26 protein-coding genes are annotated in these 24,869 nt (G+C 57.3%); 21 read left to right on the top strand and 5 right to left on the bottom strand.

Annotation, left to right across the window (positions count from 1 at the left end):
- Nucleotides 1-179 precede the first annotated feature (179 nt).
- From DOQ08_RS07840 to DOQ08_RS07795, 9 genes are all read left to right on the top strand, one after another.
- Nucleotides 180-1,145 carry a DnaJ C-terminal domain-containing protein gene (locus DOQ08_RS07840; RefSeq protein ID WP_114334351.1) on the top strand — a complete coding sequence of 322 codons (966 nt, stop codon included), beginning with the start codon at nucleotides 180-182 and terminating at the stop codon, nucleotides 1,143-1,145.
- A gap of 14 nt (nucleotides 1,146-1,159) precedes the next feature.
- Nucleotides 1,160-1,504: a chaperone modulator CbpM gene (locus tag DOQ08_RS07835; protein WP_114334350.1), complete on the top strand. Its 345-nt coding sequence runs from the start codon at nucleotides 1,160-1,162 to the stop codon at nucleotides 1,502-1,504.
- A gap of 159 nt (nucleotides 1,505-1,663) precedes the next feature.
- Nucleotides 1,664-3,085, top strand: a complete 1,422-nt coding sequence (locus DOQ08_RS07830; RefSeq protein WP_114334349.1) for a DUF5666 domain-containing protein — start codon at nucleotides 1,664-1,666, stop codon at nucleotides 3,083-3,085.
- A gap of 78 nt (nucleotides 3,086-3,163) precedes the next feature.
- On the top strand, nucleotides 3,164-4,084 hold the full coding sequence (locus tag DOQ08_RS07825) for a DUF6502 family protein (protein ID WP_227537545.1): 921 nt from the start codon (nucleotides 3,164-3,166) through the stop codon (nucleotides 4,082-4,084).
- Nucleotides 4,065-5,492 (top strand): DUF5666 domain-containing protein, encoded by a 1,428-nt coding sequence (locus DOQ08_RS07820; protein WP_114334348.1) that lies wholly within the window; start codon nucleotides 4,065-4,067, stop codon nucleotides 5,490-5,492. Before DOQ08_RS07825 ends, DOQ08_RS07820 begins: the two co-directional genes overlap by 20 nt.
- A 40-nt stretch (nucleotides 5,493-5,532) precedes the next feature.
- A complete protein-coding gene (locus tag DOQ08_RS07815; protein ID WP_114334347.1) occupies nucleotides 5,533-6,114 on the top strand; it encodes an acyl carrier protein phosphodiesterase in 582 nt (193 codons plus the stop codon).
- 13 nt (nucleotides 6,115-6,127) lie between these two features.
- Nucleotides 6,128-6,859 (top strand): DsbA family protein, encoded by a 732-nt coding sequence (locus DOQ08_RS07810; RefSeq protein ID WP_114334346.1) that lies wholly within the window; start codon nucleotides 6,128-6,130, stop codon nucleotides 6,857-6,859.
- A 278-nt stretch (nucleotides 6,860-7,137) separates the two neighbouring features.
- Nucleotides 7,138-8,157, top strand: a complete 1,020-nt coding sequence (trhO, locus tag DOQ08_RS07800; protein ID WP_114334344.1) for an oxygen-dependent tRNA uridine(34) hydroxylase TrhO — start codon at nucleotides 7,138-7,140, stop codon at nucleotides 8,155-8,157.
- A 25-nt stretch (nucleotides 8,158-8,182) separates the two neighbouring features.
- Nucleotides 8,183-8,917, top strand: coding sequence for a DUF481 domain-containing protein (locus DOQ08_RS07795; RefSeq protein WP_114334343.1), 735 nt, complete (start codon nucleotides 8,183-8,185; stop codon nucleotides 8,915-8,917).
- 76 nt (nucleotides 8,918-8,993) lie between these two features.
- On the opposite strand, the gene DOQ08_RS07790 is transcribed toward DOQ08_RS07795, so the two are convergent.
- From DOQ08_RS07790 to DOQ08_RS07780, 3 genes are all read right to left on the bottom strand, one after another.
- The gene (locus tag DOQ08_RS07790; protein ID WP_114334342.1) at nucleotides 8,994-9,941 is read right to left on the bottom strand and encodes a YbgA family protein; all 948 of its coding nucleotides are present in this window, start codon (nucleotides 9,939-9,941) and stop codon (nucleotides 8,994-8,996) included.
- An 85-nt stretch (nucleotides 9,942-10,026) separates the two neighbouring features.
- Nucleotides 10,027-11,040: a DUF6160 family protein gene (locus DOQ08_RS07785; RefSeq protein WP_114334341.1), complete on the bottom strand. Its 1,014-nt coding sequence runs from the start codon at nucleotides 11,038-11,040 to the stop codon at nucleotides 10,027-10,029.
- Between the two features lie 171 nt (nucleotides 11,041-11,211).
- On the bottom strand, nucleotides 11,212-11,868 hold the full coding sequence (locus DOQ08_RS07780; protein WP_114334340.1) for a GntR family transcriptional regulator: 657 nt from the start codon (nucleotides 11,866-11,868) through the stop codon (nucleotides 11,212-11,214).
- A 156-nt stretch (nucleotides 11,869-12,024) separates the two neighbouring features.
- On the opposite strand from DOQ08_RS07780, the gene gloA reads away from it, so the two are divergent.
- Complete coding sequence (gene gloA, locus DOQ08_RS07775; protein ID WP_114334339.1) at nucleotides 12,025-12,573, top strand: lactoylglutathione lyase; 549 nt, start codon at nucleotides 12,025-12,027, stop codon at nucleotides 12,571-12,573.
- 26 nt (nucleotides 12,574-12,599) lie between these two features.
- Here the strand turns inward: gloA and DOQ08_RS07770 are convergent, their stop codons facing one another.
- Nucleotides 12,600-13,544: a DMT family transporter gene (locus DOQ08_RS07770; protein WP_114334338.1), complete on the bottom strand. Its 945-nt coding sequence runs from the start codon at nucleotides 13,542-13,544 to the stop codon at nucleotides 12,600-12,602.
- 101 nt (nucleotides 13,545-13,645) lie between these two features.
- Nucleotides 13,646-13,918 carry a ComEA family DNA-binding protein gene (locus DOQ08_RS07765; protein ID WP_114334337.1) on the bottom strand — a complete coding sequence of 91 codons (273 nt, stop codon included), beginning with the start codon at nucleotides 13,916-13,918 and terminating at the stop codon, nucleotides 13,646-13,648.
- 634 nt (nucleotides 13,919-14,552) lie between these two features.
- Here DOQ08_RS07765 and urtA point away from each other — a divergent pair.
- From urtA to DOQ08_RS07710, 11 genes are all read left to right on the top strand, one after another.
- Complete coding sequence (urtA, locus tag DOQ08_RS07760) at nucleotides 14,553-15,851, top strand: urea ABC transporter substrate-binding protein (protein WP_114334336.1); 1,299 nt, start codon at nucleotides 14,553-14,555, stop codon at nucleotides 15,849-15,851.
- Nucleotides 15,852-15,924: 73 nt separating this feature from the next.
- Nucleotides 15,925-17,529, top strand: coding sequence for an urea ABC transporter permease subunit UrtB (urtB, locus tag DOQ08_RS07755; protein WP_114334335.1), 1,605 nt, complete (start codon nucleotides 15,925-15,927; stop codon nucleotides 17,527-17,529).
- Between the two features lie 3 nt (nucleotides 17,530-17,532).
- Nucleotides 17,533-18,672 carry an urea ABC transporter permease subunit UrtC gene (gene urtC, locus DOQ08_RS07750; RefSeq protein ID WP_114334334.1) on the top strand — a complete coding sequence of 380 codons (1,140 nt, stop codon included), beginning with the start codon at nucleotides 17,533-17,535 and terminating at the stop codon, nucleotides 18,670-18,672.
- The gene (gene urtD, locus DOQ08_RS07745) at nucleotides 18,669-19,493 is read left to right on the top strand and encodes an urea ABC transporter ATP-binding protein UrtD (protein WP_114334333.1); all 825 of its coding nucleotides are present in this window, start codon (nucleotides 18,669-18,671) and stop codon (nucleotides 19,491-19,493) included. Before urtC ends, urtD begins: the two co-directional genes overlap by 4 nt.
- Complete coding sequence (gene urtE, locus DOQ08_RS07740; RefSeq protein WP_114334332.1) at nucleotides 19,493-20,191, top strand: urea ABC transporter ATP-binding subunit UrtE; 699 nt, start codon at nucleotides 19,493-19,495, stop codon at nucleotides 20,189-20,191. Before urtD ends, urtE begins: the two co-directional genes overlap by 1 nt.
- Entirely contained in the window at nucleotides 20,188-21,084 is an 897-nt protein-coding gene (locus tag DOQ08_RS07735) for an urease accessory protein UreD (protein ID WP_114334331.1), read from the top strand. Before urtE ends, DOQ08_RS07735 begins: the two co-directional genes overlap by 4 nt.
- A gap of 28 nt (nucleotides 21,085-21,112) precedes the next feature.
- Nucleotides 21,113-21,415 (top strand): urease subunit gamma, encoded by a 303-nt coding sequence (gene ureA / locus DOQ08_RS07730; protein WP_114334330.1) that lies wholly within the window; start codon nucleotides 21,113-21,115, stop codon nucleotides 21,413-21,415.
- Nucleotides 21,416-21,425: 10 nt separating this feature from the next.
- The gene (locus tag DOQ08_RS07725) at nucleotides 21,426-21,743 is read left to right on the top strand and encodes an urease subunit beta (RefSeq protein ID WP_114334329.1); all 318 of its coding nucleotides are present in this window, start codon (nucleotides 21,426-21,428) and stop codon (nucleotides 21,741-21,743) included.
- 147 nt (nucleotides 21,744-21,890) lie between these two features.
- The gene (gene ureC / locus DOQ08_RS07720; protein ID WP_114334328.1) at nucleotides 21,891-23,594 is read left to right on the top strand and encodes an urease subunit alpha; all 1,704 of its coding nucleotides are present in this window, start codon (nucleotides 21,891-21,893) and stop codon (nucleotides 23,592-23,594) included.
- A gap of 22 nt (nucleotides 23,595-23,616) precedes the next feature.
- Nucleotides 23,617-24,165, top strand: coding sequence for an urease accessory protein UreE (ureE, locus tag DOQ08_RS07715; RefSeq protein WP_114334327.1), 549 nt, complete (start codon nucleotides 23,617-23,619; stop codon nucleotides 24,163-24,165).
- Nucleotides 24,137-24,850, top strand: a complete 714-nt coding sequence (locus DOQ08_RS07710) for an urease accessory protein UreF (RefSeq protein WP_114334326.1) — start codon at nucleotides 24,137-24,139, stop codon at nucleotides 24,848-24,850. The genes ureE and DOQ08_RS07710 overlap by 29 nt, the downstream gene beginning before the upstream one ends.
- The last annotated feature ends 19 nt before the right edge of the window (nucleotides 24,851-24,869 follow it).

The raw sequence follows: 24,869 nt of genomic DNA, 5'->3' as shown, positions 1-24,869 counted from the left end.
CGAGGATCGATTAGATGACGAATGTCGGATTATCAGGGAGCGATATTCTACTGTCTATCCACGGGGAATGATAATGACGCCTGCGTACAAAACCGCATAGGAGGCCCGCCTTGTTTTTTTCCAGCCAGAGACAATAGTAATAAGCAGTGAACAACGATTAGCCAATAGAGAGAGGTACCATGGACTTTAAAGACTATTACGCCGTTCTCGGTGTGAGTGAGTCTGCCTCACCTGAAGACATTAAAAAGGCCTATCGGAAGCTGGCTCGGAAATACCACCCGGATGTCAGCAAAGAAGACGATGCTACCGATAAATTTCAGGACGTTGGCGAAGCCTACGAGGTGCTGAAAGACCCTGAAAAACGGGCCGAATATGACCAGCTTCGCAAGTACGGAGCCCGCGATGATGGCTCTTTCCAGCCGCCCCCGGGCTGGCAAAGCGCGTCCGGGTTTGGCGGTGGTGGTTACACCGAAGCCGATGCCGGTCGGTTCAGTGACTTCTTTGAACAGATGTTTGGCGGCGGTCAGCACGCGGGCACCGGCTTCGGTGGTGGCGGCTTTCGCCAAAGCGTAAGAATGCGAGGCGAAGACGTGCATGCCCGGCTGGCGCTGTTTCTGGAAGAAGCCCTGAATGGCTGTGATAAGCAGGTGTCGTTCACGGTGCGCGAGGTGGATGATCACGGCCGTCTGGTGCCTCGCCAGAAAACACTGAAAGTGAAAATTCCAGCCGGCATGCGCGATGGCCAGCACATCCGGCTTAAAGGGCAAGGCGCGCCGGGAATGGGTGGTGGTGCGCCCGGGGACCTGTTTCTCGAGATAGAGCTGGCGCCGCATCCGCACTTCACCGTTGAAGGTGGCGACGTGTTGGTAACAGTGCCCATCGCCCCCTGGGAGGCCGCGCTTGGGGCAACCGTCACCGTGCCTACCGTTGGCGGAAAGGTGAACGTAAAAGTTCCCAAAGGCTCCACCAGTGGCCGCAAGCTGCGGTTGAAAGGCAAGGGTTTTCCCGGCAAGCACCCGGGGGACCAGATCGTGATTCTGCAGGTCGCCATGCCGGAACAGCATTCAGCTGAGGCGAATCAGCTCTATGAGAAGCTGGCCGAGCTGGAAAAGAATTTCAATCCACGTAGCAAACTGCATCTGTAGGCGGGGGCAAGGATATGACCAACAAAACCCAGATCCTGACCGTGGAAATCATCGACAACGGAGGTCGCACCTTTACCCTCAAAGAAGTGTGCGAGCGGGGCAATTGCCATGCTGAGTTTGTCATCAAACTGGTGAACTACGGCATTTTAGTGCCGGTTGAGGATGTTCCGGAGGCTCGCGAGTGGCAGTTTGATGCGGGCGCCCTTAATCGCCTTCAGAAAGCGCTGCGCCTGCAGCGAGACTTGAAACTCAACCTGCCGGGGTTGGCGGTTTCCTTAGACCTGCTCGATGAGCTTCACGAAATGCGCCGGGAAGTGGCCCGGTTGAATCAACGAGTTCACCAGCTGATGGGTGATTAAGCCCGGGGGGTAGGCTTCCACCTACCCCCTACCCCCTCCCTCACAAAACCTTCATGTGAAATTTCTGGACAACCCAAAGTTTTGGGATTAAATTCCCAATTAAGGTTTTGGGAAAATAATCCCAATAATAGAGTTGGCCCGAACATGAGGGGAATCGAGATGAAGCGTAATGGACTTTCTGTAGCAGTGAAGATGATCGTGATGGGTGCGGTAGCGGGCTCGCTGATCGCGTGCGGCGGCTCAGGTTCCGGCAGTGGTTCGTCCGCGAGCTCAGGCAACGATGGCCGTAGCGTGGGTGCCGTCACCGGGTTCGGCAGTGTTTACGTCAACGGTACGCGTTTCAAAACCGATGGCACAGTAACCAGCAACGACGGTCTCGAGCGCGAAGACCAACTCCATAAGGGTATGGTGCTCAAGGTTAATGGCAGCTGGAATGGTCAAGGTGAAGGTCAAGCCCGCGATATTTCATACGACGATACGCTTCGCGGCCCGTTGACCGAAGCAAGTTGGGACAGCGCGGCTCAAACCGGCCACTTGACTCTGCTGAACCAGAACGTAGCGCTTGACGGAAAAACCGTGTTCCGCGGCGCAACGGCGGGTGAGCTGGCTGCGAATCCGATGGGTTACCGGGTGCGTGTGAGTGGCTGGCGCACCAGTGAAGGTCAGTTCCGTGCCAGTTATGTCGGCGCAAAATTGATCGACGGAGATTTTGAAGACAGTAACGAGGCGGAGCTAGAGGGTATCGTGGCTGACCTTGATGCAACGGCACAAACCTTCACCATCAGCGGGTTGAGTGTTGATTACCAGCTGGCCAGCGGCGATGACGATTTTGATCTGGCCGATCTCGAAAATGGCATGGCGGTTGAAGTCGAAGGTTACCTGCAGGCTGGCGTGTTAATGGCCAAGGAAATCGAGAAGGAAGACGATCTTTTCGAAGATGACGACGACGTAGAAATCTCGGGTGACATCTTCGCGTTCGATGAATCTACCAGCACCTTTATGATCAATGGCGTGCAGGTGCAGTTCTCTGACGACACCGAATTCGACGACATGGACAGCGATACCCTTCAAGACGGAACCTACGTGAAGGTCGAAGGCGAGTTCCGTAACGGCGTTCTCATCGCTGAGGAAATTGAAGGCCAGGAAGGCGATGCCGAACTGAGCGGCAAGATTCAGGCGTTTGATCGCGAGAACGAAATTCTGACCGTCAGTGGTGTCAAAGTCTGGCTGACGGACACCACGCTCATCGAGACAGATTCAGACGAGCGCCGAAGCCGCGAAGACGACCTGAACGCGCTTCAGATTGGTGATTTTGTGGAAGTAGAAGGGCGTCAGCGTGATACCGATGGCGGCTATCTGGAAGCCTATGCCATTGAAGTTGAAGACGATGAAGACGGCAACGTGGCTGAAATCGAAGGGCGTGTTGATGCGAAAGGGCAAACCTCTTTAACCATCATGAACCTGGACATTCTGTTCGGTGCCTACAGCGCAGCGGGTGTTAGCGTGGGTGACGAAGTGGAAATCGAATACACCCAAAATGCCGGCGGTGACTTCGAACTGGCCAGCGACGTGAGTGAATAAGCACTCAGGTAAGAAAGGGCTGCCGGTGAGGCGGCCCTTTCTGGCTTTCAGGACGGCTATGGGAATACAATCCCAAACATGACGACAACCAACACGAATCCTCTGCATAAAGCGCTGTACCGCATACTCCGGCCGTTGGCCCGGTTGCTGTTGCGCAATGGTATCCCGTTCAGTGAATTTGCTGATCTGGTGAAGCGTGCCTATGTGGAGGCCGCCCTCGAAGATTTTACCGATGGGCGACGCAAACCAACAGATTCCAGAGCCGCCGTGATGACGGGGCTCACTCGCAAAGAAGTAAAGCGGCAGCGAGATCTTTTGGCCGGTGAACACTCAGGCAGTGACGGCCGCTCCCATGCCAACCGCGCTTCCCGAGTGGTATCGGGCTGGGTTCGGGACGGCGCCTTTCAGGCGGCTGATGGCCAGCCTGCTATGTTGTCCTTTGAAGGCGACGGCAGTTTCACCGAACTGGTGCGCAAGTACAGCGGCGACATGCCGCCACGAGCCGTATTGGATGAATTGTTTCGCGTGGGCGTTGTCTCCGCGGATGAGCAAACCGGCAAGTTGTACCTTCAGAAACGTGCGTATGTACCAACAGGCGACAGCGAAGAAATGCTGCAGATCTTTGGTGAAGACGTGTCAGACCTGGTGGCAACGATTGATCATAACCTGACCGACAGCCAGCCCGGCCGGGCGCCGCTGTTTCAGAGAACCCTGACCTACGACAACATCCCCCCGGAAGTCATTGTGCGTTGGCAACAGTTTGCGGCAGAGAAATCGCAGCGATTGCTGGAAGAACTGGACCAATGGCTGGCCCCTTACGATCAGGATCTGTCGCAATCCTCCGCCAATCACTCAGGGGAGCGGGTGCGCACCGGCGTGGGTGTGTTTTATTTCGAAGATCCGATTCAGGCGCGCAGCGCTGCTGATTCCACTTTATCTGATGACCATCACCAGCCCAAATCGCTGGCAGGAGACCCCAATGAATCCGGTATCCACTAAAAAACGCCTGACGCTGAGACTCACTCCGATCGCGCTTGGCATTCTGGCTGCCTGCGGAGGTGGTGGTGGCACCAGCGTTGCGGATGGCGGCATTCGCGGCACGGGCTCCAGTGTTGGTCCGGTATCGGGTTTTGGCAGCGTCTTTGTCAATGGCGTGAAATTTGAAACCCGCGACATCGTAAACCAGCGTGTTGAGAGCAACGACGAAATTTCGACCGAAGGTGACCTTGAAAAAGGCATGATCTTACGGATCGAAGGGAAGTGGAATAAAGACGGCTCCGGCAACGCCGAAGCCCTGAAATACGACGACACCTTCCGCGGGCCGGTGACGGATATTGTAGTGCCCGACGAAAGCACAGGCACGCCCGGTAGTTTCCGTGTATTGGGACAGACGATCAGCTACGACCGGCGCACGGTAGTACGTGTCAAAGATGGCAACCTCACCGAAGGCATGACGGTACGAGTCAGCGCCTGGCGGACGGCAGACGGATACCGCGCCAGCTTCATAGGTAGTGCCACCACGGGCTCGGATTTTCCGCTGGAGCTGGAAGGGCGAATCGACGAGGTTCAGTTAGATAAGTTCCGGATTGGTGATCAGTGGATTCGTGGCGGCCAGGGCGTCAGTTATCCCGGAGACCTCACGATCAATGACATCGTGAAAGGCGCATTGGTTGAGGTGGAAGGCCGCTTCCTCTCCGAGGGTGGCGATGTCACCGCAGCCGAGATCCGTTATTCAGATGATCGTCGATTCCTCCGTGAGGAAGGTGGCGAAATAGAAATGACAGGCCCCGTGCAGTCTTTGAATGTTTCCGGCTCGACATTCTCACTGAACGGCGTTCAGGTTGATTATGACAACGAAACCGAGTTCGATGATTTCGCCCGTTCACGTATCGCCGACGGCTTGCTGGTACAGGTGGAGGGTGAAATTAGAACTGGCCGACTCTATGCAGAAGAAATTGACCTCTTTGAGGGCAATGCTGAAGTTGAAGCCGGTGTTCTGTCCCCCTTTGAAGGTTCGGCAGAAAACGAGCTGAACGTCGGGGGAGTACGAGTTCGGATTACCAACAACACCTTGATCGACCGGGACGATGACGACCAAACGCCGCTTTCTGAGGCGAATTTCCTCGAAGTGGAAGGCATCGAACGTGAAGATGCGAATGGCACCTTCTTCCTTGAAGCGCTTAACATCGAAATCGAATCTGAAGACAGCGGTGAGTATGAGCTAACCGGGCAGTTAACCGCGGACGACCCAAACTCCAGAAAACTTACTGTTCTGGGCGTCGAGATAACCTACGATCAAAACGTAGGAAGTGAAAACGAAGGCTGGCGCGACTGTGCCGTTGTAAGCGTCGAATACCAAAAAGTCACCGACGGGTTTCAGGCAATCGGAATCGAATGCGATGATTAAGGCTATGTGATTTTGCACTAGCCCGAGGGAGCACTAACCCATGAATCATCTTGCCCACACGTTTCTCGCGCCGGACTCCGCCGAGGCTCGGGTGGGCAGCATTCTCGGAGATTTCACCCGAGGTGTTGATTGGTCAGACTTGCCTGCACCAGTGCTGGACGGTGTGCGGCACCACTTGGCGGTGGATACCTTCACCGACCAACACCCGCAGGTACTGGCCAGCAAACAACTCTTCTCCAAGCAACGCCGGCGCTTTGCCGGTGTCGCGTTAGACATCCTCTACGACCACTTCTTACTGCGCCACTGGCATCGTTATAGCGATTTCGAACAAACCGCGTTCATTCATACCGTATATCGGGAACTTAGTGCCCACGAGCCGGTCATGCCTCCCGCAATGATCAAAGTTACCCGACGCATGGTGGAACACGACTGGTTTAGTGCCTATCAGGAATTGGACAACATCGGATTCGCCCTGGATCGGGTAGCCGAACGCATCCGCTTTCCCAATCAATTTACTGGAATAATTGATGAAATTCGGGAGAATGAGTGCGAACTAGAGGCGAATTTCTTGCAGTTCTTCCCGGAGCTTCAAACCTTCGCCCGCCAGTTTCCGGACACCTAACAAGGAGCCCAAAATGGGTGAAGCAAAGCGACGCAAACAAACGGGCGCCCCTGCGCCGCGTAATCAAGGAAATAAAAAACCTGCACTGATCGCCATTGCGGTGGTGGTTGTCGTGGCAGTGATTGCTGCGGTCTACTTCATGACCACGCCTCCTGCACCTACCTCTAGCAACCTGCCGGTGGCCGCTAAGAACGCCGACCAGTTTCCGGCTATTTTCGATCAATACGGTACCTCGGTCGGTGCAGAAGATGCCCCTGTGGTGGTGCGTGAATTCGCCGATTATCAGTGCCCGGCCTGCGCCCGTTTCTCTGAAGCCAGTCAGCGCCTGAAAAAAGAATACGTTGATTCCGGCAAAGTGCGTTTCGTTTACTTTGACCTGCCACTGCGCCAGCACGCCAACGCCATGCCAGCCGCCCAAGCGGCACGTTGCGCCGGTGATCAGGGCGAATACTGGGCCATGCACGACAAGCTCTACGGTTCGCAATCCTCCTGGAGCGGATCGAACGACCCGGTCGCCACCTTCACCCGCTACGCCAACGACCTAGGCCTTGAAGAGCGCCGCTTCCGCCGCTGCATGACCACAGAACTGCACAAAGAAGCCGTTGAACAAAGCCTGCAAGTGGCTATGCAACTGCGCGTAGCCAGCACGCCAACGGTACTGGTCGATAACATCCAGTTGACCCGTCCCGGTTGGGGCCAGCTATCCGCAGTAGTCGAGCGTGAACTAAACAAAGCCGAAGACTAAAGACTCTCCAACCCCCGCACAGAGATAGCCCTGTGCGAGGGGGAGCTTTCCAAAATCGTGCGCAGCCATGGATGGCGGAGCCGAGCGTACAAGGATGTATCCACAGCGTATTTTGGAAAGCTCCCCCTCGCATAGGGCGGCAACAAGGCACCGTTCACGGAAAGCCCTAACTTGAACCCACCCCAAAGTGCGTTAAAATCGCCCCCGAAGCTGGCACCAAGCCCGCGATAACCATCAATCATGCTCCGGATTTACGATCCGGCCCGCAGGAGAGCATTATGAGCAACAACGTTGTTGTCTGCGCACTCTATAAGTTCGCAGTTGTAAACGATTACAAAGACCTACGCGACCCACTGCTAAACCTGATGCTGAAAAAAGACGTGCACGGCACACTGCTGCTGGCTCGTGAAGGCATCAACGGCACCATCGCCGGCAGCCGCGAAGGCATCGACGCCGTTAAAGCCTGGATCGCCAGCGACGAACGATTCGACGGCATCGACTACAAAGAATCCTTCGTAGAATTTCAGCCCTTCAAACGCACCAAGGTCAAACTCAAGAAAGAGATTGTCACCATGGGCGTGGAAGGCATCGACCCCAAACGAGTAGTGGGTACCTACGTAGATCCCAAAGAATGGAACGAGCTGATTTCCGACCCGGAAGTGCTGGTAGTTGATACCCGTAACCAGTACGAAGTCGAGATCGGTACCTTCCAAAACGCGCTCAACCCCGCCACCGACACCTTCCGCGAATTCCCGGAATACGTGAAGCAGAACCTGGACCCGGCCAAACACAAAAAGGTCGCCATGTTCTGCACCGGCGGCATTCGTTGTGAAAAATCCACGGCGTACCTGAAAGAGCAGGGCTTTGAGGAGGTTTACCACCTGAAAGGCGGCATCCTGAAATATCTCGAAGAAGTGCCCCAAGAACAAAGCCTGTGGAAAGGTGAATGTTTTGTATTTGATGATCGGGTCACGGTTAATCACAATCTCGAACGGGGTGATTACGACCAGTGCCACGCGTGCCGTCGCCCGATCACCGAAGACGACAAGCTACGTCCCGAGTACGAGCAAGGCGTGAGCTGCCATCAGTGCATTGAATCACTGACCGAAGAACAGAAAGCCCGGTTCAAAGAGCGCGAGCACCAAATGCGTTTGGCCGAGCAGCGTGGTGAAGCCCACGTGGGTGGCGAGGCTGCCCGAATTATTGCCGAACGAAAAGCACGCAAGCAGGCAGAGCGTGAACGTCAGGCGCGGAAAAGCCTTGAAGGCGAGCGCGCCCGTAAATCGGCGTCATCGTAATACCAAACCGAACTAAGGAGACGTTATGTTGATCAGGAAGCCAGTGGTTATCGCTTGTTTGGCGCTGGCCCCCATGGTGCAGGCCCAAGAAAGTGAAAACTGGGAAGGTGAGGCCGAGTTGGGCGTGTTGATGACATCCGGCAACACCGACGAAACCAAGGTGAACGGCCGCCTGGGCCTGATCAACGACCGGGAAGTTTGGCGTAACAGCGGCGAGTTCAGCACCAAGTACACCGAGGCAGACGACGAAACCACTGCCGAGGAGTACAGAGCGGCGCTGGAAACCAACTACAAGTTCGACGAACAGCAGTACTGGTTCTTGCGCGGTAACTGGGAAGACGATCGCTTCTCGGGTTACGAGTTCGAATCATCCGTCACCACCGGTTACGGAAACCGGGTGTGGCAATCGGGCAAGCGCTCATTCCTGGACCTCTCTGCGGGTGCCGGTTATCGCTACAACAAGCGCATGGAAGTTGATCCGGATACCGGCCGGGATGTGGAAGAAGACGCTATTGCGCGTTTGGCCGCACAGTTCGATTACGGCTTGTCTGAAAACTCGCTGTTCCGTCAGAAGTTGAGCACCGAAATCGGCCTGGACGACAACAACACGATTTCCAAATCGGAAACCTCGTTGCAGAGCTCCATCATGAACAACCTGTCCATGAAGGTGGCTTACCGGGTCAAGCACGTATCCGATGCTCCCGAAGGGTCAGAGAAGACCGACACGGAACTGGCGGTGTCACTGCTCTACGGTTTCTAAACAAACCAGTTCGAGCATAAAAAAGGGGCAGGTGGTTTGAAACCATCTGCCCCTTTTTGTTTTTTCAGCGGTTCAGTTATACGTTGTTCCTCAAACCCAACTCGTCAGGGTAGGGCGTGAGGTATTTCTGAGTGCTCAAATAGTCCACAGGCTCCCGGCGTTGTGCCAAGCGCAGCAGCGTCATCGGTACAACCAGCGGCACTTCGCCGCGGTGATAAGCGTCAATCTGCTCTAACAGTACGGTTTTGTCTGCCGCACTCATGTCATTTTTCAGGTAACCGAGCAAATGGTTCATGGCGTTCACATGAGCGCCCCTACTGACACGCTGGGTCATGGCTTCCATAAAGCCGCGAATATAGTGGTCTGCTATGTCTTCTAAGGGTTCGGACTTCATATCAGCTAGCATCGGGCCAAGCTGGCGGTAAATCTTCTCGGAATGGGCCAGCAGCGCGAATTTGTAGCGCCTGTGGAAATCCTGCAGGGATTGTTTGGTGAGCTTGTCGCCGGCCACGTTCAGCATCCAGTCGTCGTAAGCAAACACCCGCTCAATGAAGTTTTCCCGCAGTACGTTGTCGTTCAAGCGGCCCTCTTCTTCAACCGGCATTAGCGGGTAAGCTTTCATTAGTGCCTCGGCAAACAGGCCGCGGCCATCCCGGTTCATCACTTTGCCGTCGGCATCGTGAATTTTGATGCGTTCCATGCCGCAGCTGGGCGATTTGGCCATCAGAATATAGCCGCGCAAATCTGCTAAAGACGGCATCACCTGCTGAATGAAATCATCCATCGCTTCAGTATGGTCGGCGGTGCCTTTGTTGTCGGTCAGGCGTAACTCGCCGTCTTTTTCGCGCAGATGAATCGCGGGGCGGGGTACCCCTAAACCGGCCTCAAGCTCGGGGCAGATAGAGCGGAAATCAAAATGCTGAGCGAGCACTTTTGTGCAATAACGGGAATGTTTGTGGCCACCATCGTAGCGAACTTCCTTGCCTAGCAGGCAAGTGCTTATGCCAACGGGAATATTGCTCACTGAATGCTCCTTATGCTGCGCCGAAGAAACTGGCGTAGAAAGTACGTCATTACAGTGTAAACCGATCAATAATAACTGCCAGCAGTTAGTGGCCGTAAACCATGATCGTTGTGTTTTTAATGGCAAAGTCCGTGAATTGCACGGAACCGATGCTGGTGCCGCCCACTTTGAAAACAGGCATATCGATGTCGGCACGGAACTCAACATCGTGAATGGATAAGCCGCTTTTGCCCGAACCGGCACTGGTGCCCTGAGACAGCTTCGCGGTGGCGCTGGCCATGCCAAAGTGGCCAAGGGTGTCGTTACCCCGGCGGTTATGAATCTGCAAACCTTCAATGCCCACCGCGGCAAAGTTGAAAATGAAGATCAGGTCAGCGGCATCCCAATTCAGGCTGCCGTTGGTGATTTCAAAGTGTGTATCCAATTGCAGCTCAGAGCCCGATACCGTGTTGCCATTGCCCAGTGTTCGAGTAGAGGTGCCGCCATTTCGAATGATCAGATCGGTAGGGCCAACATAGCCTTGAAGCAGAATGTTGGAGAACAGGTTGGCACTGCCTTCCGAGCCGGACGTGGTCAGGCTGTCTATGCCCAATTCAAAATCAACCGCTCTCAGATAATCGTTCAGGTTGGTGGGATCACCATAATCGGTGGCGCCCAGATGAATCACCATATCCCCGCTGTTGAAGGCTTTGCCGTAACTGCCGCCCATCGAGTATTTGGCGAGAGCATCGGCAACATCGGGGTTAGACGTATCCAGTTGGCCCGCAGCGGCGCGGCGGGCTATTTCTGAAAACCCATGCTCCAGTACTTCGCCGTCGCCGGCGATATCGACGGTCAGCCTCAAGTTGTCTAGGGTGGTGTCGTTGTGGCCCGATAAGCGAAACCCGTTAACGCTGAGGGCGCCTTCGTCGGTCCAGGTGATGCGATCGATATTGAGCTTGGTTTCCAGCTCAATGGTCACACCGGCTTGTCCTGTAACCGATGACAAGGTGGAGTCCGTTAACGGCTTGAAATCAGCGAAGGCAGACAGCGGGAGTGCGGCTCCACCGGCAAAACACAAGCCGGTAATAAATTGACAGAGAGGAATACGAGTAAACATGTTGGCCCCGGTTCAGACGGTTTGTTTTTGTTATAGCAGCGGCGGAGACGCCAACTGATTGCCCGCAGGGACAACAAAACCAAGGCTGCGGTGAGCGTTATTTGAACAGTCTTACTGTAGAGCGAGTAACGCCATCAAACTGTGACGCTTGTCCCAATGTGGCAGGCGGCGTTAAGCCAAAGCTTGTTGGATCAGCTGTTTCTGGTGTTCTGCGAACATTTCGATCAGCTCGCGAACCTTAACCGTGTCACGGGCCAACACAGCGGGCTGCAATTCGCTGAAGAAACGACGGGTGTGCGCAAGACCCTGCCGATACCGTTGGGCGCTCAGATAATAAGCGCGGCTGACTGCAGGTTTGAAGTTAGACAGCGATTCGGTGAGGTAGGGATTACCGACCACCTCGCAGCAGGCTTCCATTACGCCAAAGCTGGCTTCTACAACGGCGGTCAGGTCGTCCCCATGGTTTTGAATTTGGGTAATAACCTGTTGCACAGCCGCCATCACGGCAGGCTTGTCGTCTTCCTGCCAGCGCTCGCACAACCGAGTGGCCAGCATGATCAGCAGGTGCATGTATACGTCGTACAACTCCGCGGCATACTCTGCGTTGATCTGCGTTGCGGACGCGCCCTTGCGAGGGGTGATCTCCACCAGGTGCCAGCGTTCAAGGGTGTACAGCGCTTCTTTCACCGACGCCCGGCTTACCTTGAGCTCGGTTGCCAGGTTGGCTTCCTGGATACGCTGGCCCGGCTGAATCTGCCCCGTCATGATGCGTTTGGCCATGTAGCCGGCAATTTGTTCGGCCAGGGTGTTTGGCGCTTGAAAATCCATGATTGATAACTCTTTAAATCGGATGGCGAAGCCTAGTGTGGGTAACGACCCTGCAGCATATCATATGCTAAGTAACTGTACGTGGGGGCTTGAAAAGGCCACCATCCGAACGCATATATTACGGTTCAAGTCTGAACCAGATTGGGATGACCCATTATGCCAAAGCATTTCGAACAGGCCGTTGGCCTGCATGACGCGCCGGTTCCTGAAACCGAAGGTTACGTGTTTAACCAAACCATGCTGCGAATTAAAGATCCCGAGCGTTCGCTGGACTTTTATTCCCGAGTGATGGGCATGCGCTTGGTGCGTAAACTGGACTTCCCGGAAATGAAGTTCACGCTGTATTTTCTGGCGTATCTGGACGATGCCGAAGCCGAGCGAGTGCCGGCCGATGACGGCCACCGGACGACTTACACCTTTGGCCGCGAAGCCATGTTGGAGCTGACCCACAACTGGGGCACCGAAGACGACCCGGATTTCGCCTACCACAATGGTAACGACCAGCCGCAAGGGTTTGGCCATATCGGCGTTGCCGTGCCGGATGTTTACAGCGCCTGTGAACGTTTCGAGCAACTCGGTGTCGAGTTTGTGAAGCGCCCGGACGACGGCAAAATGAAAGGCTTGGCGTTTATCAAAGACCCGGATGGATATTGGATCGAGATCCTGCAGCCAAACATGCTGGAAAAGCAGCGTAAGGGCGGCTAAGCCTCACCCCGCGCCGAGTGCCGGAATCAGCCGTTCTGGTTGGCTCCGGCCGCGGTGTTGCTGCGCGACGCAACAATCACCGCCACCACCAACACAATGGCTCCTGCCACCCCCACCGTACCCAGCATTTCCCCCAGAATAAGCCACGCCAACAGCGCCACAAACAAAGGCTCCAACGTAACCACAATGCTGGACAGCGTTGCCGGTGTGCTTTTGATACCGGTAAAGAACATCAGGTAACCAATGCCCGTGGGCACCACCCCGATGTAACACACCATCAGCCAATGCTTCAAAGCCATGGTTTGCAGAGCGGCAAAACCGCCGGTGAGTAATACCACGGGCAACAGCAAAAGTGCTGCGGTGAAGAAACAGATAAACGCCGTGGTGAAGGCGGGCGTGCCGACCGAGTTGTAACGGCTGGTCAGTGTGAACCCGGTGTAAACCGCAGCGGCCAGTAGGGACATTAAAATGCCCGCGAGCCGTAGGGTGCCGGTTGTGTCGATGTCGCCCAGCACCAGCATCCCGGTGCCGAAAACAGCCGCTATCGCTGCAACCAGAGTTGTAAGGGTGGGCCGTTCACCCAATAGCGGCGCGGCAAGAATGGCGACGAAGACAGGCGGCAGGCAAAGGGAAATCAGCGTGGCAATTCCCGCCCCGGACAAATCCACCGCAACCAGATAACTGCCCTGATAAAGAGCCTGAAACAGCCCAAGGGCCGCCAACGGCAACAGCGCTTTCAAGCTGAGCGAACGTAAAGAACTTCCCACGGCGTTTCCGTGTGGATTATCTCTACAGAGTTGGCGCTGTTCCCGGCGCATCAGCACCCAGAAAAACGGCAACGCCACGACTAGGCGCAAGAAGGCCAAGGTGAGGGGCGCGAGATTAGAACCGCCGAACAGGAATTTCGCAACAATGCTGGTGGTCGCCCAAAGCAGGGCCGCCAGAGCAATTAACAGAACGCCTCGAATCATAAAGCTTGCCAAGCCACAGAGAATTAACCGAGCAGACTAACAGTGGCTGACAGACTTCGCCATAGGCGAATAGAAGGGGGCAGGGTGCCCCCGGGGAAGGCTTATTTCACGGCTAAGCGTTGGGCATTTTTCTCAACGGTGCGGGCACCAATACCTTTCACATTGGCCAGGTCTTCAACAGACGCAAATGGTCCGTTGGCTTCACGGTAAGCCACAATGGCTTCGGCTTTACTCTGGCCAATACCGCTCAGGGCTGACAGTGTGGTGGCGTTGGCGGCATTAATATTGATGGTGCTTGGCTCGTTGGCGTGGGCAAAGCCGGTGGCCAGGCTGAACAGCAAAACGAGAGTGGCAAAAATAGAGGTGTGTTTCATGGATGATTCCTGATTGTGCAGTCTGTTTTTTATCGATCAATCAGGTGAGACAACCCAGTGGTTGCTGGAACTGCGAAGCGACTGGCATTTCGAAGAATCAGAAAGCAGGAAAGCAGATGGGCTGATGCACGGAAGAGGACACAATCCGTGTGCCCCTTAAATTCCGTGGCTGACCCCTGCCTGATCCGTCAGGCTGTGCATCATCCTGCGCACGTCATCCCTGGTTCATCCCTGTACGCCCTGTTCCTTCGGGCAACTCTCAAATCCTTGAGTTTCCATCCCTGAGCCAACATCCGTGCTGGCTTGTCATCCCTGACAACAATCAGTCTACGCAGGGCCGGTATATTAAGAATCGGACATAATCTCCCCGCCGTGTGCGAAATATCTCACAAGCGTGTGCGTTTCGAGGTGAATGATGGTTCATTATTTGGCGCGCACCAGAACAGAGCGCCTTAGCATCACTGGCACCAAAATCAGGCCTAAAAGGCGAAATAGCCAAGATTTAACGCTTGGGATATCGGGCTGACGTTCTTTTAAGTGATTGTTTTATATTGGGTTTTGTGTGAGTTGGAACGGCGAATGCAATCGTCCGTCTACGATTGAACCTCATTATCCAACTAAAAGGACGTGCACCATGAGCCTGAAAAAACACGTAAAGCTAGGCCTGTCTGCCTTGGCACTGTCGGTTTCCTTCCACGCCCTGGCGGCGGAAGATCCCATCAAAGTGGGTGTGCTGCACTCTCTGTCCGGCACCATGGCGATCAGTGAAACTGCACTGAAAGACACCATGCTGATGCTGATCGAAAAACAGAATGCTGCCGGTGGCGTGCTGGGCCGCAAGCTTGAGCCGGTCGTGGTCGATCCTGCGTCCAACTGGCCGCTGTTTGCCGAGAAAGCCCGGGAATTGCTGGAAAAAGAAAAAGTAGACGTGATTTTCGGTAACTGGACGTCTGTGTCCCGTAAATCGGTGCTGCCGGTCATCGAAGAACTGAACGGCCTACTGTTCTACCCGGTGCAGTACGAGGGTGAAGAGTCTTCTGAAAACGTGTTCTACACCGGTGCAGCGCCCAACCAGCAGGCGATTCCTGCGGTGGACTACCTGATGAATGATCTGGGCGTTGAGCGCTGGGTACTGGCGGGCACCGATTACGTATACCCTCGCACCACCAACAAGGTTCTGGAAACCTACCTGAAAGACAAAGGCGTGGCCGCCGACGACATCATGATCAACTACACCCCGTTTGGTCATTCTGATTGGCAGTCCATCGTTTCCGACATCAAAAAGTTCGGCAGCGCCGGCAAGAAAACCGCGGTGGTGTCCACCATCAACGGCGACGCCAACGTGCCTTTCTACCGTGAACTGGGCAACCAGGGCATTTCTGCGTCCGACATTCCGGTGGTGGCCTTCTCGGTGGGCGAACAGGAACTGGCGGGTATCGACACCGGCCCTCTGGTGGGCCACTTGGCCGCGTGGAACTACTTCATGAGCGTGGATACCGACGCTAACTACGACTTCATCGACGCCTGGGTGGAATTCAAGGGTGACGAAGCGGCCGTGACCAACGACCCGATGGAAGCGCACTACATTGGTTTCAACATGTACGTTGAGGCAGTCAAGAAAGCAGGCACCGCCGACGTAGACGCAGTAAAAGACGCCATCATCGGCGTGAGCGTACCCAACCTCACCGGCGGCTACGCCACCATGATGCCGAACCACCACATCACCAAGCCGGTGCTGATTGGTGAGATTCAGGACAACGGTCAATTCTCGGTAGTGTGGGAAACCCCGTCTACCGTGGCTGGCGATGCCTGGTCTGACTTCCTGCCCGGCTCGAAAGACCTCATCAGTGATTGGCGCGCACCGCTGCGCTGCGGCAACTTCAATGTGGTCACCGGAACCTGCGGCAGCTCGGCAGATGTAGCGGCCCAGTAACGCTTTGATCCGGGCAGGCCTTAACGCTTGCCCGGTTTTTTTAATTTCATTTCATCGCCAACAGGAATGAATCATGAGCATCTTTCGATTGCTCGCCGGGCTAGTCATTGTCTGGTGTATAGCTTTTGGGCCGTCGCTGACGACCGCCCAAGTACAGGACGACGCAGCGCAAGTGCTGTTGCAAAGGCTCGTAGAAGCCAGCAACGCCGAGCGAACGGCGGTTCTGAAACACATTTCCGAAAGCGGTGACGAGCGTGCCCGAGGATGGCTGGAAGCCTTCTCCGCGGGGAAGCTCGCTACCGTTAAAGAGAGCGGTGCCACAGTGCTCGTTCTGAACAACGTAGGCCGAAACTGGACCATCGCCAGTGCTTTGAACGGCGAGGACATGGGCAAAGTATCACGCCGTGATCTGGCCACCGTTCGAGTGAATAACTCACTGCGTAAAGAGGTAGAAGGCCTGCTCGCCGTAATCGACCTGACCGCCGCCAACCCGGACGTTCGGTTAGCGGCGGCCCGTGACCTGCTGGGCGAAGTCGATGGTGCACTGGCGAGCCTAATTGAGCAGCGTGTTCAGGTGGAAGACAGCTCCGCCGTGCGCGATATGCTCACCACCGCTCTGGCAATTCACCAGTTAGAGCAGGGCGACGTCAGCGCTGTTGAAACCCTGTCGGGCAGTTTGAATGCCAACGCCCGCGCTGCGCTCAACAACGCCAGCAATAGCGACGACCCAGCCCTTGCAGCAGCAGCGGTCAAAGCGCTCGAAAGCATTGAGCAAAAACTGAAAATGAACCGCGCCGCCGAAACCTTGTACTTCGGCTTGTCTCTCGGTTCGGTACTGGTACTGGCCGCCATCGGTCTGGCCATCACCTTTGGCGTGATGGGGGTGATCAACATGGCCCACGGTGAGCTGATCATGCTGGGCGCTTACACCGCCTGGGGCATGCAGCAACTGTTTCCCGGCCAGCCCGGCTTGGCGTTGATTCTGTCGATTCCGGCGGGCTTTCTGGTCGCGGCGCTGGCGGGCATCGCCATCGAACGCAGCGTTATCCAGTACCTCAAAGGCCGCCCCCTCGAAACCCTGTTGGCCACCTTCGGCATCAGCCTGATTCTGCAGCAACTGGTGCGCACCTTGGTGTCTCCGCTGAACCGCTCGGTGGTCACACCGGACTGGATGAGCGGGTCGATCATGATCAACGAAGCCCTGTCGCTGACTCTGAACCGCCTCTACGTCATTGGCTTTGCCTTGGTGGTGTTCGCGGGGCTGATGCTGATCATGCGCAAAACCCGCCTCGGCCTTGAGGTGCGCGCTGTTACCCAAAACCGCGCCATGGCCCGCTCCATGGGCATCAAAGCCACCAAAGTAGACATTCTCACTTTTGCCTTGGGCTCCGGCGTTGCGGGCCTGGCCGGTGTGGCGCTGTCACAAATCACCAACGTGGGGCCGAACCTGGGCCAGAACTACATCATCGATTCGTTCATGGTAGTGGTGTTCGGCGGTGTCGGCAATCTCTGGGGCACCTTGGTGGCCGGGCTCACGCTGGGCACCATCAATCAGGTTCTGGAACCTTGGGCTGGCGCGGTACTGGCCAAGATCATGGTGTTGGTCATGATCATCCTGTTCATTCAAAAACGGCCGAAGGGGCTCTTCCCCCAGAAAGGCCGGGCCGCGGAGGGCTGAGTTATGGCTTCATCACAAACCTGGCTGTTCCGGCCGTTTCAGGAACGTTCCACCCAGATATTCCTTGGCGTGTTGTTCAGCGCCTTGGTACTGGTCACTTTTCTGCACCTGTTCATGCCACAAGACAGCGCGCTGCACGTCAGCGCTTACACCGTAACCTTGCTGGGCAAGTATTTGTGCTACGCCCTGCTGGCGGTCGCCGTGGACCTGGTGTGGGGTTATCTCGGTATTCTGAGCCTAGGGCACGGTGCCTTCTTCGCCCTCGGCGGCTACGCCATGGGCATGTACCTGATGCGCCAAATCGGCGATCGCGGCACCTACGGCGACCCGCTGTTGCCAGACTTCATGGTGTTCCTGAACTGGCAGGAGCTGCCTTGGTACTGGCTTGGCTTCGATATGGCCTGGTTCGCCTTCATCATGGTGCTGCTGGCACCCGGCTTATTGGCCTTGGTGTTTGGCTTCTTGGCGTTCCGCTCCCGGGTCACCGGCGTGTACCTGTCGATCATCACCCAGGCGCTGACCTTCGCCCTGATGCTGGCGTTCTTCCGCAACGAAATGGGTTTTGGCGGCAACAACGGCCTGACCGACTTCCGGGACATCCTCGGCTTTAATCTGCGCAGCGATGCCTCAAGGCTCGGCTTGTTCATTGCCACCGGCGTGGCGCTGGCCATCGGCTACGTGATTTGCCGGGGCATTGTCACCAGCAAGCTGGGCCGGGTGAGTGTTGCCTGCCGGGATGCCGAAGCACGCACGCGATTCCTGGGATACCGGGTAGAGCGGGTGCAGCTGTTCGTCTTTGTGGTATCCGCCATGCTGGCGGGCGTTGCGGGGGCTTTGTATGTGCCACAAGTGGGCATCATCAACCCCAGCGAATTCTCGCCATTGTTCTCCATTGAAATCGTGGTGTGGGTGGCCTTGGGTGGCCGCGCAACCCTCTATGGGGCGGTTATTGGTGCCATTCTGGTGAACTACGCGAAAACCGTGTTCACCGGTGTGATGCCGGATGCCTGGCTGTTCGCCCTTGGCGCACTGTTTGTGCTGGTGACCGTGTTCCTGCCCAAAGGCATTGCGGGCCTGTTGCAAAAAGACCGGAAAACCGACACCGCTGACGACGCGCCAGCTGCACAGGAGGCCACCGCATGAGCATGTTCGAGCAACTGACCAACCGTGAGCGGGTGTTCGAATTTCTGGAGCCCGCCCAATCCCCGGTAGACGTGCGCCACGGCCCGATTCTGTACATGGAAGATGTGAACGTGAGCTTCGATGGCTTCCATGCCATCAACAACCTCAACCTCACCATCGACGACGGCGAACTGCGCTGCATCATCGGCCCCAACGGCGCCGGGAAAACCACCATGATGGACATCATCACCGGTAAAACCCGCCCGGATAACGGCTCGGTATGGTTCGGCAGCCGCCATAACCTGCTGACCATGAACGAGCCGGAAATCGCCAGTTTGGGCATCGGCCGCAAGTTCCAGAAACCGACCGTGTTTGAAGCCCTCACCGTGTTCGAAAACCTCGAACTGGCGATGGCCACCAACAAAGGCATCTGGCCCACACTCACCGCCATCCTGAAGCCGGAGCACCGGGATCGCATTGGCGAGGTACTGGAAACCATCAAGCTGGAACCCCTGTGCCACAAACCCGCAGGCATTCTTTCCCACGGCCAGAAACAGTGGCTGGAGATCGGCATGCTGCTGATGCAAAAGCCACGGCTGTTGCTGGTGGACGAGCCGGTCGCGGGCATGACCGAACAGGAAATGGAACGCACCGCCGAACTGCTTACCAGCCTGGCCGGCAAGCAGTCGGTTGTGGTGGTGGAGCACGACATGGGCTTTGTGCGCTCCATCGCCCGCAAAGTCACCGTGCTGCACCAAGGCAGCGTACTGGCGGAAGGCACCATGGACCAGGTGTCGAACGACCCGGAAGTCATCAAAGTGTACCTGGGGGAAGAGGCCTGATGCTCAAGATCGAGAAACTCAACCAATACTACGGCGAAAGCCACACCCTCTGGGACCTGGAACTCGACATCCCCCAAGGCCAATGCACCTGCGTGATGGGGCGAAACGGCGTGGGTAAAACCACGCTGATGAAATGCATCATGGGTGAAGAAACCGTCAAAAGCGGCAACATGGCATTGGCGGGCGACGTGGAACTCACCCAAAAGAAAATCGAAGACCGCTCCCGCTTGGGCATCGGCTACGTGCCCCAAGGCCGGCAGATTTTTCCGCTGCTGACCGTCGAAGAAAATCTGCGCACTGGCCTGGCGGTACGAAAAGACGGCAGCAAGAAAATCCCCGAACGCATCTACGAGCTGTTCCCGGTGCTCAAAGAAATGAAACACCGCCGCGGCGGCGACCTCTCCGGCGGCCAGCAACAGCAGCTGGCCATCGGCCGGGCGCTGGTGATTGAACCGAAGCTGCTGATCCTCGACGAGCCGGGTGAGGGCATACAACCCAACATCGTGGCGCAGATTGGCGAAGTGATTCGCAAACTGATCGAAGAAGACGGCCTGACGGTGCTGCTGGTGGAACAAAAACTCCCGTTCGCCCGAAAATACGCCGACCGCTTCGCCATCCTCGACCGGGGCCGGCGAGTCGCGGAAGGGGAAATTGCAGGCCTGAGCGACGAGCTGATCAAAAAGCACCTGACCGTATGACCGCGTACCAACCCATCGCGACCCATAGCTCTGGCCATCGGTTCGATACCGAACGGCGCTGGGCGGCCTCACTGTCCCTCGGTTTCGAATCCCGAAACGAGGGCAGTGCAGAGCCGGTCACCCGCATGGTGCGCCGCCGGCACACGGGCCCCTTGCGGGTACAGCGCCCGTTCTATCCGGAAGGCAAACACGGCTGCTGCCACGTGTACCTGCTGCATCCGCCCGGCGGTTTGGTCAGTGGTGACCAACTGCGCATCGAAGCCACCGTAGCCGAAGGCGGCCACACCCTGCTGACCACCCCGGCCGCCGCCAAACTCTACAAAGCCGACAGCCACGGCGTAGCCTGGGCGCAGCACACCCGATTGCAGGTGGCCAAAGACGCAACGCTGGAATACCTGCCCCAAGAAACCATCGCCTTTGACGGCTCCCGGGGCGAACAAACCACCACCGTTGAACTGGAAAGCGGTGCCAAAACCCTCGGATGGGAAGTGCTCGCCCTCGGCCGCCCGGCCAGCGAACTGCCCTTCGTCACCGGCGCGCTGGAACAACGCTTTCACCTGAGCCTAGATGGCAAACCTCTATGGCTGGAACGCCAGTTACTGGACCCAACCCATCGCCGGTTCACCGGCCATTGGGGCCAGGGCGGTGCCACCGTCCAAGCAACACTCTGGGCGGTTGGTCTGAGCGATGAAGCGGCCGCCATCGAAGCCCTCAGAGAACAGCTTCCGGACCACAACCGCTGGGCCGTGACCCGCCGCAGAGGCGTGCTGTTACTGCGCTACCTCGGAACCGAACGCAACGAAGCCTGGGCCCTGTGCGAACAAGCCTGGCACCTGCTGCGGCCCATGCTCACCGGCTTACCGGCCCACACACCCAGAATCTGGCTCACCTGAAGCCCAACAAATAACAACGGAACACGTTATGGAACTCACCCCCAGAGACAAAGACAAACTGCTGCTGTTCACCGCCGCCCTGCTGGCCGAACGCCGCAAAGCCAAAGGCCTGAAACTGAACTACCCCGAAGCCATCGCCCTGATCAGCGCCGAAATCATGGAAGGCGCCCGCGAAGGCCGCACCGTAGCCGAACTCATGAGCGCCGGCACCGAAATCCTCACCCGTGAAGACGTCATGGACGGCATCGCCGACATGATCCACGAAGTGCAAGTGGAAGCCACCTTCCCGGACGGAACGAAACTCGTCACCGTCCACAACCCAATAGTGTAAGGACCGCGTCATGACTCCCGGTGAATTCCAAATCCGCGAAGGCGACATCGAACTCTGCGCCGGCCGCGAACGCGTCACGCTGGACGTCGCCAACACCGGCGACCGCCCCATACAAATCGGCTCCCACTACCACTTCGCCGAAGCCAACCCCGCACTCAACTTCGACCGAGCCAAAGCCCGCGGTTTGCGGCTAGACGTTGCCGCCGGCACCGCCATCCGTTTCGAACCCGGCCAAACCCGCTCCGTCACCCTGATTCCGTTCGTTGGCAAACGAAAAATCTATGGATTCCGTGGCGAAGTAATGGGCCCGCTGGACTCCACGAAATAGCTAAGAGGGACGAGCGGGTAAGGCTTTCCAGGAATGTGCGGAGGCATGGATGCCGGAGAACAAGCGCCACATGGATGTGCCGCTAGGAGCGGTTCCTGGAAAGCCTTACCCGATCGGCCCCGGCACCCAATTTCATAGAGGAATAACATGAAAATAAGCAGACAAGCCTACGCCGACATGTACGGCCCCACCGTGGGTGACCGCGTGCGCCTGGGCGACACCGAACTGTGGATCGAAGTAGAACAAGACCACACCCACTACGGCGACGAAGTAAAATTCGGCGGCGGCAAAGTCATCCGCGACGGCATGGGCCAAAGCCAGCGTGCAGACGATGCCGTCATGGACACCGTCATCACCAACGCCCTAATCCTGGACTGGTGGGGCATCGTCAAAGCCGACGTAGGCATCCAAAAAGGCCGCATCGCCGCCATCGGCAAAGCCGGCAACCCCGACACCCAGCCAGACGTCACCATCGTCATCGGCCCCGGCACTGAAATCATTGCCGGCGAAGGCAAGATCCTCACCGCTGGCGGCATCGACCCCCACATCCACTTCATCTGCCCCCAACAGGTAGAAGAAGCCCTGATGAGCGGCATCACCACCATGCTCGGGGGTGGCACCGGCCCGGCCACCGGCACCAACGCCACCACCTGCACCCCCGGTGCCTGGCACATGGGTAAAATGCTGCAAGCCGTTGATAGCCTGCCCGTGAACATCGGCTTTTTGGGCAAAGGCAACGCCAGCCTCCCCGAAGGGCTGGAAGCGCAAATCAAAGCCGGTGTCATCGGCCTCAAACTGCACGAAGACTGGGGCACCAGCCCGGCCAGCATCGACAACTGCCTGACCGTGGCGGACCAGTACGACATCCAGGTGGCCATCCACACCGACACCCTGAACGAATCCGGCTTCGTGGAAGACACCCTCGCCGCGTTCAAAGGCCGCTGCATCCACACCTTCCACACCGAAGGCGCGGGCGGCGGCCACGCACCCGACATAATCACCGCCTGCTCCAAGGATTACGTACTGCCGTCGTCCACCAACCCGACCCGGCCCTACACCGTAAACACCGTAGACGAACACCTCGACATGCTGATGGTGTGCCACCACTTGGACCCGAACATCCCCGAAGACGTGGCCTTCGCTGACTCCCGCATCCGCCGGGAAACCATCGCCGCCGAAGACATCCTGCACGATATCGGCGTGATCTCCATGATCTCCTCCGACTCCCAGGCCATGGGCCGGGTGGGCGAAGTGGTGTGTCGCACCTGGCAAACCGCCCACAAAATGAAAGTGCAGCGCGGCCTATTGCCGGAAGACCAGGAACGAGGCGCCGACAACTTCCGCGCCAAACGCTACATCGCCAAATACACCATCAACTCTGCCATCACTCACGGCATCGCCCACGAAGTTGGCTCGGTGGAAGTGGGCAAACTGGCGGACTTGGTGCTGTGGAGCCCTGCCTTCTTTGGCGTAAAACCGGCCACCATCCTCAAGGGCGGCATGATTGCGGCCGCTCCCATGGGTGACCCGAATGCCTCGATTCCCACACCGCAGCCGGTGCATTACCGCCCCATGTTCGGCGCCTTCGGCAAAGCCGCCAGTGCCACCCGCCTGACCTTCGTCAGCCAGGCCGCGCTGGACGCCAACATTGGTGAAGAGCTGGGGTTAGACAGCCCCTTGTCCGCCTGCAAAGGCGTGCGGAGTGTTCGCAAAAAAGACATGAAACTGAACGACGCGTGCCCGCACATCACCGTGGACCCGCAAACCTACGAAGTACACGCAGACGGCGAACTGCTCACCTGTGAGCCCGCCACCGAACTGCCCCTGGCCCAGCGCTACCATTTGTTCTGAGCCGGGAATTGGAGAACCGATTATGTTGGAACTAACAAAACGCCTTGGCGATGCGAACCACGCCGGGATCGACCCCGGCGAGATTCTGGACAACCTGACTCTGCCCTACGAGCTGCGCATCCGCGGCCGTTTGCGGGCGAGCACCGAAACCAAGGTAGACGTAGGCCTGTTTTTAGATCGCGGCCCGGTGCTTCGCGACGGCGACCTGCTGCAAGCCAAAACCGGCGAGATCGTCTGCATTCGCGCCGCCGAAGAACAGGTAGTCACCGCCCGCATCGAAAACGGCCAGCCACTGGCGCGCCTGTGTTACCACTTGGGCAATCGCCACGTAACGCTGGCCATCGGCATGGACGAGCAGGGCGCATACGTGCGCATCACCCCGGACCACGTACTGGAAGAACTGGCGGAACGTTTGGGCGCAACCCTGACCCACCACACTGCCCCGTTCGACCCGGAACCCGGTGCCTACACCCAAGCCGGGTATTCCCACGGGCATGGCCAAAGCCACAGCCATTCACACGATCACGACCACGGGCACAGCCATGGCCACAACCACGCACATGCCCACTGAGGCCGCCACCCCGCAGGGGAGTGATCTGGCATTGCTGGGCCTGATGCAACTGGTCAGCCCGGCACTGCCCATCGGCGCCTTTGCCTGGTCACAAGGTTTGGAAAGTGCCTTTGAATTGGGTTGGGTGAACAACGAAGCCGAACTGGCCCAGTGGATTGAAGGCGTACTCGAAGATGGCCTCAGCCGCTGCGAACTGCCCCTGCTGGTGCGGCTGCAAAACGCCTGGGCCAACAGCGATGCCGAAGCGCTGGCGCAGTGGAACGACTGGCTGCACGCTACCCGGGAAACCGCCGAACTGAGCGACGAAGACAGCCGCCTTGGCGCGGCCCTTGTGACCCTGCTGCGCAACTTGGAGCTGCTGCCCAAGCCACACCTGATACCGGAAGACCCCGGCTACATCACCATGTTCGCCTGGGTGGCCCACCAGCGGTGTGTGCCCGTGCGCCAAACCCTGCTCGGCTTCGCCTGGGCCTGGCTGGAAAACCAGCTGGCGGTGGCCTGCAAAGCGCTGCCTCTAGGCCACACCTCCGCCCAGCGCATCATCGAACAGCTGCGGCCGCAACTGGCAATCGCAGTGGACACAGCGTTGGAACGGAACGATCACGAACTCGGGCCCATCCTGCCGGGATTGGCGCTCGGAAGTGCCTTACACGAAACACAGTATTCACGGCTTTTCAGAAGCTGAAGAACGATTGAGGAGACAT

It is taken from the genome of Marinobacter litoralis (assembly GCF_003336705.1).
In the GTDB taxonomy this organism is placed as follows: Bacteria; Pseudomonadota; Gammaproteobacteria; order Pseudomonadales; family Oleiphilaceae; genus Marinobacter; species Marinobacter litoralis.
The sequence above is the reverse complement of the archived record's forward strand: the minus strand, read 5'-3'. Positions and strand labels throughout refer to the sequence as shown.

Bases quoted from the DNA above. Each gene is read 5' to 3' on its own strand.
- urtA (WP_114334336.1), top strand. From the start codon at position 14,553: ATGAGCCTGAAAAAACACGTAAAGCTAGGCCTGTCTGCCTTGGCACTG.
- urtE (WP_114334332.1), top strand. From the start codon at position 19,493: ATGCTCAAGATCGAGAAACTCAACCAATACTACGGCGAAAGCCACACC.
- DOQ08_RS07780 (WP_114334340.1), bottom strand. From the start codon at position 11,868: ATGGATTTTCAAGCGCCAAACACCCTGGCCGAACAAATTGCCGGCTAC.
- DOQ08_RS07795 (WP_114334343.1), top strand. From the start codon at position 8,183: ATGTTGATCAGGAAGCCAGTGGTTATCGCTTGTTTGGCGCTGGCCCCC.
- urtD (WP_114334333.1), top strand. From the start codon at position 18,669: ATGAGCATGTTCGAGCAACTGACCAACCGTGAGCGGGTGTTCGAATTT.
- DOQ08_RS07735 (WP_114334331.1), top strand. From the start codon at position 20,188: ATGACCGCGTACCAACCCATCGCGACCCATAGCTCTGGCCATCGGTTC.
- DOQ08_RS07840 (WP_114334351.1), top strand. From the start codon at position 180: ATGGACTTTAAAGACTATTACGCCGTTCTCGGTGTGAGTGAGTCTGCC.
- ureA (WP_114334330.1), top strand. From the start codon at position 21,113: ATGGAACTCACCCCCAGAGACAAAGACAAACTGCTGCTGTTCACCGCC.
- gloA (WP_114334339.1), top strand. From the start codon at position 12,025: ATGCCAAAGCATTTCGAACAGGCCGTTGGCCTGCATGACGCGCCGGTT.
- DOQ08_RS07785 (WP_114334341.1), bottom strand. From the start codon at position 11,040: ATGTTTACTCGTATTCCTCTCTGTCAATTTATTACCGGCTTGTGTTTT.
- ureE (WP_114334327.1), top strand. From the start codon at position 23,617: ATGTTGGAACTAACAAAACGCCTTGGCGATGCGAACCACGCCGGGATC.
- urtC (WP_114334334.1), top strand. From the start codon at position 17,533: ATGGCTTCATCACAAACCTGGCTGTTCCGGCCGTTTCAGGAACGTTCC.
- ureC (WP_114334328.1), top strand. From the start codon at position 21,891: ATGAAAATAAGCAGACAAGCCTACGCCGACATGTACGGCCCCACCGTG.
- urtB (WP_114334335.1), top strand. From the start codon at position 15,925: ATGAGCATCTTTCGATTGCTCGCCGGGCTAGTCATTGTCTGGTGTATA.
- DOQ08_RS07815 (WP_114334347.1), top strand. From the start codon at position 5,533: ATGAATCATCTTGCCCACACGTTTCTCGCGCCGGACTCCGCCGAGGCT.
- DOQ08_RS07820 (WP_114334348.1), top strand. From the start codon at position 4,065: ATGAATCCGGTATCCACTAAAAAACGCCTGACGCTGAGACTCACTCCG.
- DOQ08_RS07765 (WP_114334337.1), bottom strand. From the start codon at position 13,918: ATGAAACACACCTCTATTTTTGCCACTCTCGTTTTGCTGTTCAGCCTG.
- DOQ08_RS07810 (WP_114334346.1), top strand. From the start codon at position 6,128: ATGGGTGAAGCAAAGCGACGCAAACAAACGGGCGCCCCTGCGCCGCGT.
- DOQ08_RS07710 (WP_114334326.1), top strand. From the start codon at position 24,137: ATGGCCACAACCACGCACATGCCCACTGAGGCCGCCACCCCGCAGGGG.
- DOQ08_RS07835 (WP_114334350.1), top strand. From the start codon at position 1,160: ATGACCAACAAAACCCAGATCCTGACCGTGGAAATCATCGACAACGGA.
- DOQ08_RS07770 (WP_114334338.1), bottom strand. From the start codon at position 13,544: ATGATTCGAGGCGTTCTGTTAATTGCTCTGGCGGCCCTGCTTTGGGCG.
- DOQ08_RS07830 (WP_114334349.1), top strand. From the start codon at position 1,664: ATGAAGCGTAATGGACTTTCTGTAGCAGTGAAGATGATCGTGATGGGT.
- trhO (WP_114334344.1), top strand. From the start codon at position 7,138: ATGAGCAACAACGTTGTTGTCTGCGCACTCTATAAGTTCGCAGTTGTA.
- DOQ08_RS07825 (WP_227537545.1), top strand. From the start codon at position 3,164: ATGACGACAACCAACACGAATCCTCTGCATAAAGCGCTGTACCGCATA.
- DOQ08_RS07725 (WP_114334329.1), top strand. From the start codon at position 21,426: ATGACTCCCGGTGAATTCCAAATCCGCGAAGGCGACATCGAACTCTGC.